Here is a 16,404-nt window from a genome sequence, read left to right as displayed (position 1 = left end):
GGCGGGGGGGCGCCCTCTTCGTCTGTCTTCTTCGTCTGCGCTCTTCGTCTGCCTCTGTCGGCTAGCCGGCGAGCAGCTTCTTCACCGCGGCCGCCACGCGCCCGCCCTCGGCCTGGCCGGCGACCTTCGGGTTCACGATCTTCATGACGGCGCCCATCGCGCGCGGGCCCTCGGCGCCCGCTGCCTTCGCCTCGGCGACGGCGGCGGCGACGATCTGCTCCAGCTCCGCGTCGCCGAGCTGCTTCGGCAGGTACGCGTCGAGGAGCACGCCCTCCGCCTTCTCCCGCTCGGCCGACTCGGCGCGGCCACCCTGGGCGAAGGCCTCCGCGGCCTCGCGGCGCTTCTTCGCCTCGCGGGCGATCACCTTCTGCACCTCGTCGTCGGAGAGCTCGCGCTTGGTCGTGCCCGAGACCTCCTCCTTGGTGATCGCGGTGAGGGTGAGCCGGAGCGTCGAGGAGCGCAGCTCGTCGCGCTCCTTGATGGCGGCGTTGAGGTCGTCCTGAAGCTTGGCCTTGAGCGTGGTCATGACCCAAGTGTGTCAGGTGCCGAGCCCCGACCGCCCGCGCATTTCCGCCCATCGGGTCTGCGACGATGGGGGGATGCGCGCACGGTACGGGATCCCCCTGAAGGTCACGGCAGGTCTCACGGCGACGGCCGCGGCCGGAATCGTCTACGCGGCGGGCTTCGAGGCCCGCTCGTTCCGGCTGCGCCGGGTGACGATCCCGGTGCTCCCGCGCGGGATGCGGGACCTGCGGGTCCTTCAGGTCTCCGACATCCACATGGTGTGCGGGCAGCGCAAGAAGCGGGCGTGGCTGCAGAAGCTCGCGGGGCTGCGCCCGGACTTCGTCGTGAACACCGGCGACAACCTCTCCGACACGGACGCGGTGCCGGAGGTCCTGGACGCGCTCGGCCCGCTGATGGAGTTCCCGGGCGTCTTCGTCTTCGGCTCCAACGACTACTACGGGCCGCGGCTGCGCAACCCCGCCCGCTACCTCCTGGAGAAGGCCCAGGGGCGGCACGGCCTGAACGGCAACAAGCCGGTGGTGGGCGCGGTGCACAACCCGTGGGAGGAGCTGCGGGACGCCTTCGACGAGGCGGGCTGGGTGAACCTGACCAATACGCGCGGCCGGCTGAAGCTGCCCGGCCTCGACCTGGCCTTCACGGGCCTGGACGACCCGCACATCAAGCGGGACCGGTACGACCGGGTGGCCGGCGGCCCGGACGTGTCGGCCGACTTCTCGATGGGCGTGGTGCACGCGCCGTACCTGCGGACGCTGGACGCGTTCACGGCGGACGGCTACGGGCTGATCCTGGCGGGGCACACGCACGGCGGTCAGCTGTGCGTCCCCTTCTACGGCGCCCTGGTGACCAACTGCGACCTCGACACGGACCGGGTGAAGGGCCTCTCCACGCACACGGTGGCGGGCCGGACGTCGTTCCTGCACGTCTCGGCGGGGTGCGGCACCAACCGGTTCACGCCGGTCCGCTTCGCCTGCCCGCCGGAGGCGACGCTGCTGACGCTGACGGCGCGCGACTGACGGGGCCCCTCTGCGGCCGCCCGTTTACGGTGGGGGAATGCTCACGCCGAACTCCGCCGCGGCCGTGCCCGCATCCGCCGTCATACCGACCGTCCGTCGCCCCGTCGCGGCGGTCTTCCGGGCCCTGATCGCGCTCGCGGCGGCGACGGGCGTGGTGATCGAGTGCGTCATGGGGAGCGTGCCGGTCGTCCTGAGCTTCTTCACGATCTGGTCGAACATCGCGGTCGCGGTCGTCTTCGCGCTCTCGGCCCGCCGCGCCTGGATCGGCCGGCCGCCGCTGCCGGCGGTGTGGACGGGCGGGGTGCTGCTCTGCATCTCGGTGGTGGGGCTCGTCTTCCACCTCGTCCTGGCGAACGGTTCGAGCGAGTTCAACCAGGCCGCGGAGATCGCGAAGCTCACGGGCGGGAAGGCGGTCGCCAACCAGCTCCTGCATACGGTGACCCCGATCGGCGCGGCCCTCGACTGGCTCCTGCTCACCCTCCCGGGCGCCCTGCGGTGGCGCCACGCGGCCCAGTGGCTGGCGGCCCCGGCGGCGTACCTGACCTTCGCCCTGATCCGCGGCGCCGTCCTCTCCCCGGACGTCCCGACCCGCTACACGTACCCCTTCATCGACGTCACCCGCTACGGCTACGCCGGCGTGACGGTCAACGCCCTCGTCCTGGGCCTCGCCTTCTTCGCCCTCGGCCTCGCGATCGTCGGCCTGGACCACGTCCGACCTGCGGTGAGGGGCCGCGAAAACCGGATTTCGTCTCCGGGCGCCGGTGGGCTAAAGTAATCGATGTCGCCGCGACGTGAAGAACTGAGCAGTGACATCGGGGTGTAGCGCAGCTTGGCAGCGCGCTTCGTTCGGGACGAAGAGGTCGTGGGTTCAAATCCCGCCACCCCGACAGCTGAAACACCAGGTCAGGGGCCTGATCCGCGAGAGCGGATCAGGCCCCTGAGTGGTTTCCTGGGCATGGAGGGCTCGATCAGGGCTCGACCAGGGCTCGGCCCAGGAAGGAGCCACGGGGATGAGCGGGAACGCCGCCTCTTCAGTGCCGGCGCATCTGAGTGGGGCCGAGAGGGTTCGGCTGGCCGTCTATCACGGGTTCGCGCGGACCGGGGGCGCGCCTGGTGTGGCGGAGCTCGCCGGGCTCACCCGGCTCAGCGGTGATCAGGTGCGGCAGGAGCTGCTCGGGCTCCATGAGAGTCGTGATCTGGTGCTGGACCCCGAGGACGCCGACCGGGTCGTCATGGCGCACCCCTTCGCTTCCGTGCCGCTCGGGTTCTCCGTCATGGGGGCGCACACCTTGAGGTGGGGCGGCTGTGCCTGGGACTCGTTCGCCCTGCCCCACCTGCTCCACGACGAACCCGACGTCCTGGTCGCCACCCGCTGCCCCGCCTGCGACACCCCGCACGCCTGGGTGGTCGGCCGGGAGGAACCCCCGGCGGGCGAGCAAGTGGCCCACTTCCTCGTTCCCATGGCGCGGGTCTGGGACGACGTCGTGCACACCTGCGCCCATCAGCGGCTGTTCTGTTCCGAAGGTTGCGTCGAGACGTGGCTGACGAGGGCCGGGGAGGAGCGTGGTCATGTGATGGGGCTCGGGACCCTTTGGCGGTTCGCCAGTGACTGGTACACCGGGCGCCTCCAACCGGGCTACACCCGCCGCGACCCCGCCTCCGCCGCCGCCTACTTCGCCGAGGTCGGTCTGCGCGGTGCGTTCTGGGGGTTGCCCGAGTAGGTGCCGCTCCATGGGGCGTGTGCTCGAAGTCGATCAAGCGGCTCTACGCTGTTACGGCATCGGTGCCGGACGGCGGAGACGGCGACGCGTGCTGCTGTCAGGTTGTCGACCAGGTAGTCGACCGTCGAAAGGCTGGGTCTCAGGTGCTGGTCGCGGACCGATATCGGCTTCAAACGTGTGTCGGGCGTGGCGGCATGGGCGAGGTCTGGCAGGCCACCGACGAGGTGCTCGGGCGGTCCGTGGCCGTGAAGTTGATGCTCGGGCACGAACACGATCCCTCCGCGGGCGAACGGTTCCGGCTCGAGGCGCAGACCGCCGCCCGGCTCAGTCATCCGCATGTCGTCGGCGTCTTCGACTTCGGTACGTGGGACGGAAAGCTGTTCCTCGTCATGGAGTTGGTCGAAGGGTCCAGCCTCGCCTCCGAGCGCGGAGCGCCGCCCCTCGTGCTGCCGCCCGAGCGGGTGGCCGTCGTCGCCGGCCATGCCGCCGCCGGGCTCGCCGCCGCGCACCGGGAAGGCGTCGTGCACCGGGACATCAAGCCCGGGAACCTGCTGCTCGACGGGGACGGGACCGTGAAGCTCGCGGACTTCGGGATCGCCCGGTTCGTCGACGACCCCTCCGCCGCGCTCACGACCACCGGCCAGATCGTCGGCACCGGCCTCTACCTCGCCCCCGAGCGCGCCCTCGGGCGGACCGCCTCGCCCGCCTCCGACGTGTACTCGCTCGGCTGCGTGCTGTACCAACTCCTCACCGGACGGCCCCCGTTCCAGGGCGACACCGCGACCTCCCTGCTGTACCAGCACATCGACACGCCTCCCGCGCCGCCCCGGCAGCTCGGGGTCGGGCTGCCCGCGGCCTTCGAGGCGTACCTCCTCACCATGCTGGCCAAGGAGCCAGAGCAGAGACCTCCCGCCCAGGCCATCTCCGACTGGTTCACCTCGGGGGCCTGGCGGGGGCATCCGATGCCTCCGGTTCAGCCGCAGGTACGGGCGCGGGTACAGCCGCAGGTACAGCCGTACGGACGGCCGCCCGTACGGCCGCAGACGCCTCGCGCGCCTCAGCAGCCGATGCGGCGTCAGGGGCAGCCCCCCGCGCCTCGCGCCGCCTCCCGGCGGCAGGCCCGGCGTGCCGAGAGTGGGCTCGCCGCGCTCTCCCGGCGGCGGCCCCGGAAGACCGCCGCCGTCGCCGGCGGCATAGCCTTCGTCGTCTTCCTCCTGATCGGCATGGCCTGGCTGTCGTGAGTGACCCGAACGGGGGTCGCCGGGTGGCCCGGGGTGGGGCGGTCCGGTCCCCTGGGGACATGCACCCCCTCCACACAGCCGCCGAGGCTGCGGCCACCGTTCCCGCCGACGTCGTCTCCGACTCCGGCCCGTCCGCCCTCGCCCTGGGCCTCGGCGCCGCAGCCGTCGCGGGCGCCATCGGCACCGCCGTCGTCCGCAGCAGGATGTCGAAGACGATCGAAGGGGCGCCCGAGCGAACGCCCGGGAGCGGGACGGGTTCCGATCCGTCGCAGAACTGAGCTCTACGGGGTCTCCCGCACCAGTTCCTCCAGTCCTCGACGCGCGCCCTCCTCGTACGCCCTGGTCAGCTCCGGAGCCGGAAGCGCCTCGCGGAGTGCGCTGTCGCTGCGGCGGCGCGCCGGGGCGCAGAACTGGGCGGCGCTGTACGAGTCGTCGAAGGCCGAGGTCCGCAACAGGTCTACGGCGCCCAGCAGATGGGCCGCGTCCCTCGGGCGGCCTCGCAGGATCCGCAGGCGGGCCACGAGTTCGGCCGCGCAGGTCGCTCCGACGACGCCGCCGAGGCGGAGGTGGGTGCGCAGGGCGCGGACCGCGTGGCGTTCGGCGCGTACCGGATCGCCCTCCCAGGAGTGGAGTTCGGCGCGGGCGTAGTGCGTCCAGGCCTCGGCCATGAGGTCCCGGCCCGTCCAGTTCCAGCCCGCCGCCCGGTCCAGGGCCTCCTGGGCGGCCTCGGGGTCGGTACGGATCAGGGCGAGCGCGAGGGCCGCCCACACGGCCTCCCGGCTCGGGCCGACCTCGGGGTAGTCGCCGATGGTGTTCAGGGCCTCGTGGAACTCCGCCGCCGCGGCATCCGTTCGCCCTTAGAACAGGGCCGTGGAGCCCCGCAGGTGCGCCAGGAGCCCCAGGCAGCGGTCGTCGCCCTGGCGGACGGCGGTGGCCCAGGCCTGGACGAGCAGGGGGTCGGCGTCCTCCGGGCGACCGGCCTCCAGCTCCAGGAAGGCGGCCAGCCAGAGCGCGCGGGCGGGCAGCGGGCCCGGATGCAGGGCCATGGCGTGCCGGAGCCGCGTCAGGCCCTCGACGACCCGCCCGCAGGCCACCCACAGGAACCACAGGGAGACGGCGATCTCCACCGCCGAGTCCGCCTCGGCCGACGGCGACAGCGGGGCGGTCGTCGGGTCCATGGCGACGGTCAGATCGGGGAGTTCGCGCAGGGCGAGCGCACGGGCGTCCTCCTGGCGTCCGCCGTGCCACCAGTCGGCGGCCCGACGGGCGACCTCGGCGGCCGTGGGGCGGCTGCGGCAGACCCGGCTGGTCACCTCGGTGACCGGGCCGCACAACCTGAGCGCCGGGGTGTGGCTGCGCTCGGTCGACGAGCTGAACGACGTGACGGCGGCGGTCGCCCGGGCCGTCCCGGGGCTGCGGATCACGGGCACGACCCTCTCCCTGCGCGTCCGCAAGCTCGGCGCCCAGGTCCTCGGCCCGGACGGCCGCCGCAGCCACCACGTCCGCCCGGACGTCTGGGGGACGGGGGAGGGGTAGGCCCCGAGGGGGAGCCCGGGGCGGTAGCCCCGAGAGGCAGCCCGGGGGAGGTGGCCAGGAGAGGTGGCTACGAGGGGTGGCTCTGAGGGGTGGCCGCGAAGGGTGGCCCCGCGCGGGCCGTCCGCCGGACAATGGCGCGCATGGAGTTCGCCGTGTTCGTGACGCTGCCGGGTCTCGTCATCCTGCTCACCGTGGTCGCCTTCGCCGACCAGATCCTGCGCATGACCGGGCGCGGCCGGCGGACGGGGCAGGTCTCGTCGACCGGCTTCGAGCAGCTGCACGCCACGTTCTCGCAGGGCAAGCAGAACGAGCTCAAGGAGCGGCAGAGCGCCCTCGTCCTGCGCGACGACGAGGAGGACGGCGCGCCGCCGAACCGCTCGACGGTGGATCTGGCGGGCGGCCGCGCGGTCATCCGCACCCGCGCGCGGACGTAGCCGCGAGGCAGGTCGTGGGGAGTTGTCCACAGGCTGCGGACGCGGGCGACGGAATGTCCGCCGATCGGAGCATGATGGGGGGCATGACCGAGAGCAACGAGATCACCGCCACCCCCGACCTCCGTGACATCCCCGCCTGGGAGCAGCGGTTCCGGGCCCCCCGTGTCTCCCTGCCCGAATGGGCCGAGGAGGCGCCCGATCGTTCGCTGTTCGTGTCCAACGCGACGGGGACGTACGAGCTGTACGCCTGGGACCGGGCGACCGGTGTCCAGCGGCAGGTCACGGACCGGCCGAACGGGACGACGGACGGCACGCTGTCGCCCGACGGGCGGTGGATCTGGTGGTTCTCGGACAAGGACGGGGACGAGTTCGGGGTCTGGATGCGCCAGCCCTTCGAGGGCGGCGCGGACGAGCCCGCGGTGCCCGGGCTCGCGCCCTCGTATCCGGCCGGGCTCGCAATCGGCCGTGAGGGCACGGTGGTCGTCGGCCGGTCGACGGACGAGGAGGGCTCGACGATCCATCTCGTACGGGGCGGGGCGGCGCCCGTCGAGATCTACCGGCACCCGGAGTCGGCCGGGGTGGGCGACCTCTCTCACGACGGTTCGCTGCTCGTGATCGAGCACACCGAGCACGGCGACGCGATGCACGAGGCCCTGCGGGTGGTGCGCACGGAGGACTCCTCGGTGGTGGCCGAGCTGGACGACTCCAAGGGCGGCACGAAGGAGCTGGGGCTCTCCGTGCTCGGCTTCGCGCCGGTGGACGGGGACACCCGGCTGCTCGTCGGGCACCAGCGGCGCGGCCGCTGGGAGCCGATGCTGTGGGACGTGGCGACGGGCCGGGAGACCGACCTCCGCCTCGACCTGCCGGGCGACGTGGCGGCCGAGTGGTACGTCGACGGCACGGGCCTGCTGATCGTCCACAGCTTCGAGGCGCGCAGCGAGCTGTGGCGGTACGACATCGCGACGGGCGCCCTGGCGCGGGTGGAGACCCCGGCCGGTTCGGTGTCGGAGGCCACGGCCCGCCCCGACGGCACCGTGGAGTACCTGTGGTCCTCGGCCGCCGAGCCGGCGAGCGTGCGCTCGACGTCCGGCGGAGTCGTCCTCGACCCGCCGGGCCCGAAGGCGCCCGGATCGATTCCGGTGGAGGACGTGTGGGTGGAGGGCCCGGGCGGCCGGATCCACGCGCTGGTGCAGCGGCCGGCCGAGGGCGAGGGGCCGTTCCCGACCGTCTTCGAGGTGCACGGCGGCCCCACCTGGCACGACAGCGACGCCTTCGCCTCGGGCCCGGCGGCCTGGCTCGACCACGGGTACGCGGTGGTCCGCGTCAACTACCGCGGCTCGACCGGGTACGGCCGGGAGTGGACGGACGCGCTCAAGCACCGCGTCGGCCTGATCGAGCTGGAGGACATCGCCGCGGTCCGCGAGTGGGCCGTCGCCTCGGGGCTCGCCGACCCGGCCAAGCTGGTCCTGTCCGGTGGCTCGTGGGGCGGGTATCTGACGCTCCTCGGGCTCGGTACGCAGCCGGGGGCCTGGTCGCTGGGGCTCGCCGCCGTCCCGGTCGCCGACTACATGACGGCGTACGCGGACGAGATGGAGGCCCTGAAGGCGCTGGACCGGACGCTCTTCGGCGGCTCGCCGGAGGACGTGCCGGACCGGTTCGAGGCCTCGTCGCCGCTGACGTACGTGGACCGGGTCACGGCCCCGGTGTACATCTCGGCGGGCGTCAACGACCCGCGCTGCCCGATCCGCCAGATCGACAACTACGTGGACCGGCTGGCCGCACGGGACGCGGTCCACGAGGTGTACCGGTACGACGCGGGGCACGGCTCCCTGGTGGTGGAGGAGCGGATCAAGCAGGTTCGCCAGGAGCTGGCCTTCGCCGCGCGTCACCTGGGGACCCGGCCGGTCGGGGGGTGAGGCGGCTGCGTACCGTGGAGGGGTGTACCGGTTCCTGAGAACGCCCCGCTGGTGGGGGATCAACGTCTTCGTCCTGCTGGCGATCCCGTTCTGCCTGTTCATGGGGACGTGGCAGATGGGCAAGTTCGAGGACCGCGTCGACTCCCATCAGGAGGCGGAGCGGGCCCCCGACCCGGGCACGCTGAAGACCGAACCGCTGGCCGCGCTGCTGCCGGTGGACAAGGAGACCTCGGGCCGGCACGCGCAGGTGAGCGGGCGGTACGACCAGCAGTTCCTGGTGCCGGACCGTGAGCTGGACGGCCGCCCGGGCAGTTACGTCCTGACGCTCCTGAAGACGGACGGCGGCAAGTCCCTGCCGGTGGTACGGGGCTGGCTGCCTGCCGGCGCGAAGGCGCCGGCCCCGCCGTCGGGCGAGGTCACCGTGGTCGGCGCGCTCCAGGCCTCCGAGACCGCGGGCACGAAGGGGGTCCGCGCGGCCGGCGGCCTCCCCGAGGGCCAGCTCGCCATGATCAGCGCGGGGTCCCTGGTGAACGTGGTCCCCGACGAGGTCTACGACGCCTGGGTCACGCTCACCGACTCCCCCGCCGGGCTGACCCCCGTCCCGGCGGCAGCCGCGGCGGGCACGTCTCTGGACCTGAAGGCGTTCCAGAACCTCGGCTACACCGCCGAGTGGTTCGTCTTCGCCGGCTTCGTCCTCTTCATGTGGTTCCGCCTCCTGCGCCGCGAGGCAGAGGCCCAGCGCGACGAGGCGCTGGGGCTCTAGACACCCTCAGCAGGCACCGTCGGCGCCGGGAGGCGTCCCGGCGCCTGGACGCCTCCGCGCTAGGACGCGTCCAGGACGCCCGTGCGGTAGATGGTGCCCGCGCACGCGTTCGGGATCGTGGTGGCCGCCTGGGGGGCGCCCGGGTCGGCGGTGTGGCTGATCGCGACGCTGCCGTCGGCGGGGGTCCCGTCCAGGACGAGCTGCGGGGCCGCGCCGTCGGCCGCGTCGCCGTTGCCGGTCGAGCCCGAGGCCCCCGCCGACGTACCGCCGTCGCCGCTGTCCTTGGACGGGCTCGGGGTCGGGTCCGGAGTGGGCGTCGGCGTCGGGTCCGGGCCGGGGCCGGGGTCCGGGGTGCCCGTGGTGGGGCAGGTCGCCGCCGGGACCCAGGCGAACTTCACCTCGTACGCGTTGTCCGGCTTCAGGAGCAGCGTGGGCGACTCCTGCGAGGGGTCGGGCAGTCCGCTCGCCGCGTCCCCCGCCGTGTGCGCGACGACCGTGATCTTGGACGGGTCGGCCGCGCCGAGCGCCTGGAAGCCGACCGTGCCGTCGCCGCCGACCACGCACTCCTTGCCGGAGACGTTGGAGATGCGGAAGGTGCCGTAGACCTTGCCCTGGGCGTCGGGGCCGCCCGCCTGCGCCGAGCCGACGGCCAACTGACCGGCCGCGCAGACCGGCAGGGAGCCCACGGGGGAGCTCGAACCGGAGCCCGTGGCGCCGTTGGCGGCGTCCTCCGTCTGTCCTCCGGCGGCGGCGCCCTGGCTCGGAGCCGCGGTGCCGCTCGGCTTGCCGGCGCCCTGCCCGCCGCCCTCGACGCCGGTCTCGGAGCCGGTGCCGCCCTGCGCCTGCTCGCCGTGGCCCGCGTTGACCGCCTGGTCGGCGGTGATGCCGCCGGAGCCGGCGACATGCACGAGGGCGGGCACGGCCGTGCCGATCAGCACGGCGGCCGCGGCGAAGCCGACGACGGCCTGACGCTTGCGGGTGCGCCGCGCGGGGACCGCCCGGCGCAGATGGTCGAGGGCGCCGTCGGAGGGCTGGAGGTCGCCCACGGCGCCGTGCAGCAGCCGCCGCAGCGCCAGTTCGTCCCCGTCGAAGAGGTCGTCGTGGCCGTCGGCCCGCTCGTTGTCCGGCCGGTCGTTCACAATCCTGTGTCCCATGTCGTCGCGTTCACCGTCGGGCAGTCCGCTCGTACCACCGGAACTCGTACCGCCGGAGCCCGTACCACCGGAGTCCGTACCACCGGAACCCATGCCACCGGAGCTCATGCCGTCGCCTCCATCGCGACGCGCAGCGCCGCGATGCCACGCGAGCCGTACGCCTTCACCGACCCCAGGGATATCCCGAGGGTCTCGGCCACCTGGGCCTCCGTCATGTCCGCGAAGTATCGCAGGACCAGCACCTCGCGCTGCCGCCGCTGGAGTCCGCGCATCGCCTTGATGAGGGCGTCGCGCTCCAGCTGGTCGTACGCCCCCTCCTCCGCGCTCGCCATGTCCGGCATCGGCTTGGAGAGCAGCTTGAGCCCGAGGATGCGGCGGCGCAGGGCCGAACGCGAGAGGTTGACGACCGTCTGGCGCAGATAGGCCAGGGTCTTCTCGGGGTCCCGGACCCGTTTGCGCGCGGAGTGGACGCGGATGAACGCCTCCTGGACCACGTCCTCGCAGGAGGCCGTGTCGTCGAGGAGCAGCGCGGCGAGACCCAGCAGCGAGCGGTAGTGCGCTCGGTAGGTCTCGGTCAGGTGATCGACGGAGGTGCCCGCGGACACGGTGCCGTCAGCGCTCTCGCGGGGCGAGGGTATGCCGGACACACCGGCCGCCCTGGTCCCCGCGGGCATGGGGGCGATCACCGGCATGCCGCCGGTCGCCGGACGCGGCCGCCGGAGCGGGCGCACCACTGGGACGCCGCTGATCGCAGCGCCGCCGGCGCGTGCCGGAACCGTGAACGTGCCGCGGAGCGGGACGACCGCCGCGATGTCGAGTACCTCTGCCACGCCTGTTGGACACGCTTCCCCCCGTCAGGGTTGTACGAGTACGCCACCGTTCTTGACGGTGCACCTATTGCCCTCATGCGTACTCGTTCATCCCCAATGCCCCACTTTCACGGCCCGTACTGCGACACACCAAAGACACACCACATGGGTGCGCAAAGAGACGTCCCCTACCCAACTGGCGGTTGCGGCAAGGGTGAAGAGCATCGTCGAACATGGCGTCACCCCAGTTCAAGGGGCATCCGGAGCCGACTTGCTCACAGGTCGTTCACAGATCCTACAAAGTCGAACGATCAAGCGTCGCCGATTTCCGGACGCTCCGGACGCTCGGGACGAATGATCGACTCCGCGATCTGTACGGCGTTCAGCGCGGCGCCCTTGCGGAGGTTGTCGCCGCAGACGAAGAACTCGAGCGCCCGCTCGTCGTCCATCGACCGGCGCACCCGCCCCACCCAGACCGGGTCCGTGCCCACGACGTCGGCAGGCGTGGGGAAGGCGCCCGAGGCCGGATCGTCGAAGAGGACCACGCCGGGCGAGGTCGCCAGGATCTCGTGCGCCCGCTCCACGCTCACGGGCCGCTCGAACCGCGCGTGCACGGAGATCGAGTGCGCGGTCACCACCGGGACGCGGACGCAGGTCGCGACGACGGGCAGCCCGGGAAGGTCCAGGATCTTGCGGGTCTCGGCGCGCAGCGCCAGCTCCTCGGAGGACCAGCCGTCCGCCGAGAGCGCCCCCGACCAGGGCACCACGTTCAGCGCGACAGGACCCGCGAAGGGCCCGGTGTCGTCGCCGACGGCCCGCCGTACGTCTCCGGGGTGCGTACCGAGCTCGGTCCCGGCCACCAGCGACATCTGCGCGCGCAGCGCGGCGACGCCCGCCTGCCCGCCCCCGCTCGCGGCCTGCTGGGCGGTCACCACCAGCTCGCCGAGCCCGAACTCGGCGTGCAGCGCGCCCACGGCGACGATCAGCGGCAGCGTGGAGCAGCCGGGGCTCGCGACGATCCCGCGGGGCCGTACCCGTGCGGCGTGCGGATTGATCTCGGGGACCACCAGCGGCACGTCCGGGTCGGCCCGGAACGCCGCCGAGGTGTCCACGACCACCGCGCCCTTGGCGGCGGCGATCGGCGCCCAGCGCGCCGCGATGTCCTCGGGCACCAGGAAGAGAGCGAGGTCGACGCCCTCCAGTGCCTCCTCGCTCAGCGCGAGGACCTCGGTCGGCTCCCCGCGTACCGCCGGCTTGGTGCCGGCCGAGCGCGGGGAGGCGACGAGTCGGATCTCGCCCCAGACGTCCGCGTGCTGCGAGAGCATCTGGAGCATGACCGCACCGACGGCTCCGGTCGCACCGACGACCGCGAGCGTCGGCTTACGGGTCATCGGCCGGTGCCTCCATAGACGACGGCCTCGTCGGAGTCGCTGTCCAGACCGAAGGCGGTGTGCACGGCGCGCACGGCCTCGTTGACGTCGTCGGCGCGGGTGACGACCGAGATGCGGATCTCCGAGGTGGAGATCAGCTCGATGTTCACCCCGGCGTCGGAGAGCGCCCGGAAGAAGTCGGCCGTGACGCCCGGGTTCGTCTTCATACCGGCGCCGACCAGGGAGATCTTGCCGATCTGGTCGTCGTAGCGCAGCGAGTCGAAGCCGATGACGTTCTTCGTCCGCTCCAGGGCGTCGATGGCCTTGCGGCCCTCGGCCTTGGGGAGGGTGAAGGAGATGTCCGTCAGACCGGTCGACGCGGCCGACACGTTCTGGACGATCATGTCGATGTTGATCTCGGCGTCCGCGATGGCGCGGAAGATGGCCGCGGCCTCGCCCGGCTTGTCCGGCACGCCGACGACGGTGATCTTCGCCTCGGAGGTGTCGTGGGCGACGCCCGAGATGATGGCCTGCTCCACCTTGCGGTCCCCTTGCGGCTCGTTGCTGACCCAGGTGCCCTGCAGCCCCGAGAAGGACGAGCGGACGTGGATCGGGATGTTGTAACGACGTGCGTACTCGACGCAGCGGTGCAGCAGCACCTTGGAGCCGGAGGCGGCGAGCTCCAGCATGTCCTCGAAGGAGATCCAGTCGATCTTCTTCGCCTTCTTCACCACCCGCGGGTCGGCCGTGAAGACGCCGTCGACGTCCGTGTAGATCTCACAGACCTCGGCGTCGAGCGCGGCGGCCAGCGCGACGGCGGTCGTGTCCGACCCGCCGCGGCCGAGCGTGGTGATGTCCTTCTTGTCCTGGGACACACCCTGGAAGCCCGCGACGATGGCGATGTTGCCCTCGTCGAGGGCGGTACGGATCCGGCCCGGCGTGACATCGATGATGCGCGCTTTGTTGTGGACCGAGTCGGTGATGACACCGGCCTGGCTGCCCGTGAACGACTGTGCCTCGTGGCCCAGGTTTTTGATCGCCATGGCCAGCAGGGCCATGGAGATCCGCTCTCCGGCGGTCAGCAGCATGTCGAACTCACGCCCGGCCGGCATCGGGGATACCTGCTCGGCGAGATCGATCAACTCGTCCGTCGTGTCGCCCATCGCGGAGACCACGACGACCACCTGGTGGCCGTTCTTCTTGGCTTCCACGATCCGCTTGGCGACGCGCTTGATGCCTTCGGCATCGGCAACGGAGGAGCCTCCGTACTTCTGCACGACAAGGCCCACGTGCGCTCCTCGCTCAGTCTTTGCCGCAGTCATTACTGCGGTCGGCTCAGTTTAACGAGCGGCCCGGAATCGCCGACCGTATATCGCATCCTGAGATGTCCCGCTCAGGACGTGATCACGTCGGGAGGACCCGGGCCGCCCGTGGGGACCGCATGCCCTGCGGGGGCGGGGGTACGCGGAGGTGTGGGCGGGCTCACAGTCCCCAAGGGCTGCCCGGAGGCCGGATGTGCCACAGGTGGGCCGTGAAGGGGTGCTCGTCCCCCAGGGCCCTTACGGCGTCGGCGACCACCGCCTCGAACTCGGCCACCGCCCGCTCGACCTCCCCCACCGCCTCGTACAGCCGGACCAGGTTCAGCCGGGAGGTCAGCGTCTCCGGGTGGTCCGGACCGAGCAGCCGCCCGCGCTCGCCGAGCGTCCGCTCGTGCAGGGCGATCGCCTGCTCCAGGCGCCCTGCGTCCTGGTAGGCGACGCCCAGGTTGCTCCGTACCCGCAGGGTGTCCCGGTGGTCGGGGCCCAGGAGACCTTCGAGCCCGGCGAGCGCCCGTTCCATCAGGGCGACCGCGCCGTCCTTGTCGCCCATCTGCCGCCAGGTGACCGCGAGCCTGCCGCGGGCCATGTGCGTCTCCGCCCGGTCCTCGCCGAGCACTCGCTCCAGATCGGCGACGACCCGCTCCTGAAGGTCGGCCGACGACCACAGCTCGCCCTCGATGGCCCAGCACTCGGCGATGCCCTGGCGGCTGGCGACGGTGTCCGGGTGGTCCGCGCCGAGCACGCGCTCCCGGCACTCGACGGCCCGGTCGAACCAGTGCACCGCCCGCAGCAGGTCGCTGTGCTCCACCATGAACCAGGCCGCCCGGTCCACGAGCGCCGCCGTGCGCGCGGTGTCGGCCGCCGGGTCGACCTGCCCGAGGTACGTCTCCACGTGCGGGAACAGCGCGCGCCACGCGCCCCACTCCGTCGCGCCCCCGACGCCCCGGGGCACGGCCTCGGTGAGCGTCTCCTCCGCGAGGGCGCGGGCCGCGTCGATGTCCTCGGCCCGCCGGTGCGGATCGTGTGCGTCCGCCGTACGCGCGACGGACTGCACGAGCCGGTGTACGGAGACGGCGCCGTCCTCGTGCAGCGTCACCATGCTGTGCGCGGCGAGCCGCCCGACCGCGCGCCGCACGACGGGCGTGGGCCCGAGCCGGTCGAGCAGCTGCCGGGGGATCCGGTCGGGCCCCCACCAGGCGAGGACTCGCAGCAGGGTCCCGGTGAGCGGGTCGGCGGCGACGAGCCGGTCCAGGGTGAGCCGCCAGGTCCGTGCGACGGCCTCCTGCCCGTCGCCGGGGTACCGGCGGAGCTGGTCGAGGTACTCGGCGGGCGTCGTACGGGTCTCGGCGCAGTAGGCGGCGGCCTGGGCCACGGCGAGCGGCAGGTGCCCGAGCGTGGCGCAGACCGTCTCCACGTGGTGGCCGTCCCGGGGCCCGAGACCGCCGACGGCCTGTGCGTACATCGCGTACGACTCCTCCGGGTCGAGGACGGTCAGGTCCAGGACCTCGGCGAGACCGTGCCAGCCGGCCGCGTGCCGGGTCGTGACCAGGATCCGGCCACGCCCGGCGAGCCGGGAGAGCAGGTCCTCGACGTCGGCGGCCTCGGTGACGTTGTCGAGCACGAGCAGCCATCCGTCGTGCGTGGACAGCCACTGCAACGCCCGCTGCCGCAGGGCCTCTTGCGGGAGTACGTCGATCAGCGCGGGCTGCATGGCGCCGGCGAGGTCGGCGAGCCCGGTGTCGAGGTCGGCGCGGCTCTCGGCGGTGATCCACCAGGTGGGGTGGTCGCCCCTCCGGCCCGCCCAGCGGGCGGCGAGCGTCGACTTCCCGACGCCGCCGAGTCCGCGGAGGGCGACGACGCGGTGGCCCTGGGCCTCGAAGTGCTCCTCCAGCCACCGGAGTTCCCGCTCACGCCCGACGAACCGCACGGCCTTGCGCGGGATCTTGGACAGCCCGTCCGGGCAGACGGCGGGCGCGAGGGCCTCGGGCGGGAGCAGGATCGCGCGCTCGACCTGGGTGACGTAGTCCCCGGTCGCGACCCGCCCGATGTTGCCGCCGACCGCGACGGCCCGGTCCCCGGCGGCCTCGACGTGGGGCTCTGTGCCGGTCACGCGTCGCCCGTCGACACGCTCCCGATGTCACCGCCCGCGGCGACGGAGCGGTCCCCGGACGCGGTGACGGGCCCTCGGGCGGGCGACGGGGTGGGGGCGGGGTTGGGGTTGGGGTTGGGGTTGGGGCTGGGGGTCGGTGCGGGGGTGGGGCTGGGGGTCGGTGCGGGGGTGGGTACGGGTGTGGGGGTCGTACCGCTGCCCGTGGCCACGGACCCGATGCTGCCGCCCGCCGCGACGGACCCGGCACCCGAGGCGGTCACGCTCGGCGCGGGCGCCTGGGCGGCGGCTCCCCGGCCGAACTGCCCCCAGAGCGTGAGCCCGATGCCCACGGCGGCGAGAACGGCCCCGGTGACGCTGGCGATCTGGTCGGCCTTCCCGAGGTCGGCGAGGGCGACGGCGGTCAGCGCACCGATCCCGACGACACCGACGCCAACGCCGGTCCAGAGGACTGCCTTTGCCCGCGAGGGCGGCTGCGTCTGCGTTGTCATGTGGC

18 protein-coding genes and 1 tRNA gene are annotated in these 16,404 nt (G+C 72.9%); 10 read left to right on the top strand and 9 right to left on the bottom strand.

The annotated features are described in order from the left end of the window. Positions 1–61: 61 nt before the first annotated feature. The gene (locus AB0F56_RS09205; RefSeq protein ID WP_362005936.1) at positions 62–526 is read right to left on the bottom strand and encodes a GatB/YqeY domain-containing protein; all 465 of its coding nucleotides are present in this window, start codon (positions 524–526) and stop codon (positions 62–64) included. A 73-nt stretch (positions 527–599) separates the two neighbouring features. On the opposite strand from AB0F56_RS09205, the gene AB0F56_RS09200 reads away from it, so the two are divergent. The 6 genes from AB0F56_RS09200 (at position 600) to AB0F56_RS09175 (ending at position 4,778) form a co-directional block, all read left to right on the top strand. After that, the gene (locus tag AB0F56_RS09200; RefSeq protein WP_362005933.1) at positions 600–1,538 is read left to right on the top strand and encodes a metallophosphoesterase; all 939 of its coding nucleotides are present in this window, start codon (positions 600–602) and stop codon (positions 1,536–1,538) included. A gap of 37 nt (positions 1,539–1,575) precedes the next feature. Next, positions 1,576–2,313 carry a Pr6Pr family membrane protein gene (locus AB0F56_RS09195; RefSeq protein WP_362005931.1) on the top strand — a complete coding sequence of 246 codons (738 nt, stop codon included), beginning with the start codon at positions 1,576–1,578 and terminating at the stop codon, positions 2,311–2,313. A 38-nt stretch (positions 2,314–2,351) separates the two neighbouring features. After that, positions 2,352–2,425, top strand: a tRNA-Pro gene (locus AB0F56_RS09190). Between the two features lie 123 nt (positions 2,426–2,548). Beyond that, positions 2,549–3,259: an organomercurial lyase gene (merB, locus tag AB0F56_RS09185; RefSeq protein WP_362005928.1), complete on the top strand. Its 711-nt coding sequence runs from the start codon at positions 2,549–2,551 to the stop codon at positions 3,257–3,259. Positions 3,260–3,402: 143 nt separating this feature from the next. Further along, a complete protein-coding gene (locus tag AB0F56_RS09180; RefSeq protein WP_362005926.1) occupies positions 3,403–4,500 on the top strand; it encodes a serine/threonine-protein kinase in 1,098 nt (365 codons plus the stop codon). Positions 4,501–4,559: 59 nt separating this feature from the next. Next, positions 4,560–4,778: a hypothetical protein gene (locus AB0F56_RS09175; RefSeq protein ID WP_362005923.1), complete on the top strand. Its 219-nt coding sequence runs from the start codon at positions 4,560–4,562 to the stop codon at positions 4,776–4,778. Positions 4,779–4,781: 3 nt separating this feature from the next. Here the strand turns inward: AB0F56_RS09175 and AB0F56_RS09170 are convergent, their stop codons facing one another. Then, a complete protein-coding gene (locus AB0F56_RS09170) occupies positions 4,782–5,270 on the bottom strand; it encodes a hypothetical protein (RefSeq protein WP_362005921.1) in 489 nt (162 codons plus the stop codon). Between the two features lie 87 nt (positions 5,271–5,357). Then, positions 5,358–5,813, bottom strand: a complete 456-nt coding sequence (locus AB0F56_RS09165) for a hypothetical protein (RefSeq protein WP_362005918.1) — start codon at positions 5,811–5,813, stop codon at positions 5,358–5,360. A gap of 4 nt (positions 5,814–5,817) precedes the next feature. Here AB0F56_RS09165 and AB0F56_RS09160 point away from each other — a divergent pair, with 4 nt between their 5' ends. The 4 genes from AB0F56_RS09160 (at position 5,818) to AB0F56_RS09145 (ending at position 9,149) form a co-directional block, all read left to right on the top strand. Next, on the top strand, positions 5,818–6,036 hold the full coding sequence (locus AB0F56_RS09160) for a hypothetical protein (RefSeq protein WP_362005916.1): 219 nt from the start codon (positions 5,818–5,820) through the stop codon (positions 6,034–6,036). A gap of 140 nt (positions 6,037–6,176) precedes the next feature. Then, positions 6,177–6,470, top strand: coding sequence for a DUF6191 domain-containing protein (locus tag AB0F56_RS09155; RefSeq protein WP_362005913.1), 294 nt, complete (start codon positions 6,177–6,179; stop codon positions 6,468–6,470). 74 nt (positions 6,471–6,544) lie between these two features. Beyond that, positions 6,545–8,386, top strand: coding sequence for a prolyl oligopeptidase family serine peptidase (locus AB0F56_RS09150; protein ID WP_362006176.1), 1,842 nt, complete (start codon positions 6,545–6,547; stop codon positions 8,384–8,386). 22 nt (positions 8,387–8,408) lie between these two features. Beyond that, the gene (locus AB0F56_RS09145; RefSeq protein WP_362005912.1) at positions 8,409–9,149 is read left to right on the top strand and encodes an SURF1 family protein; all 741 of its coding nucleotides are present in this window, start codon (positions 8,409–8,411) and stop codon (positions 9,147–9,149) included. 59 nt (positions 9,150–9,208) lie between these two features. Here AB0F56_RS09145 and AB0F56_RS09140 read toward each other — a convergent pair whose 3' ends face one another. From AB0F56_RS09140 to AB0F56_RS09115, 6 genes are all read right to left on the bottom strand, one after another. Next, positions 9,209–10,411, bottom strand: coding sequence for a hypothetical protein (locus AB0F56_RS09140; RefSeq protein ID WP_362005909.1), 1,203 nt, complete (start codon positions 10,409–10,411; stop codon positions 9,209–9,211). After that, complete coding sequence (locus AB0F56_RS09135) at positions 10,408–10,995, bottom strand: SigE family RNA polymerase sigma factor (protein ID WP_362006173.1); 588 nt, start codon at positions 10,993–10,995, stop codon at positions 10,408–10,410. The genes AB0F56_RS09140 and AB0F56_RS09135 overlap by 4 nt, the downstream gene beginning before the upstream one ends. 428 nt (positions 10,996–11,423) lie before the next feature. Further along, a complete protein-coding gene (locus AB0F56_RS09130) occupies positions 11,424–12,503 on the bottom strand; it encodes an aspartate-semialdehyde dehydrogenase (protein WP_362005906.1) in 1,080 nt (359 codons plus the stop codon). Next, a complete protein-coding gene (locus AB0F56_RS09125; protein WP_362005903.1) occupies positions 12,500–13,771 on the bottom strand; it encodes an aspartate kinase in 1,272 nt (423 codons plus the stop codon). The genes AB0F56_RS09130 and AB0F56_RS09125 overlap by 4 nt, the downstream gene beginning before the upstream one ends. Positions 13,772–13,964: 193 nt before the next feature. Then, on the bottom strand, positions 13,965–15,911 hold the full coding sequence (locus AB0F56_RS09120) for a tetratricopeptide repeat protein (RefSeq protein ID WP_362005900.1): 1,947 nt from the start codon (positions 15,909–15,911) through the stop codon (positions 13,965–13,967). Beyond that, positions 15,908–16,399 carry a hypothetical protein gene (locus AB0F56_RS09115; protein WP_362005897.1) on the bottom strand — a complete coding sequence of 164 codons (492 nt, stop codon included), beginning with the start codon at positions 16,397–16,399 and terminating at the stop codon, positions 15,908–15,910. Before AB0F56_RS09115 ends, AB0F56_RS09120 begins: the two co-directional genes overlap by 4 nt. Positions 16,400–16,404 lie beyond the last annotated feature (5 nt).

It is taken from the genome of Streptomyces sp. NPDC026092 (assembly GCF_040638605.1).
Lineage (GTDB): Bacteria > Actinomycetota > Actinomycetes > Streptomycetales > Streptomycetaceae > Streptomyces.
This window is presented reverse-complemented; position numbering and strand designations above follow the sequence as displayed.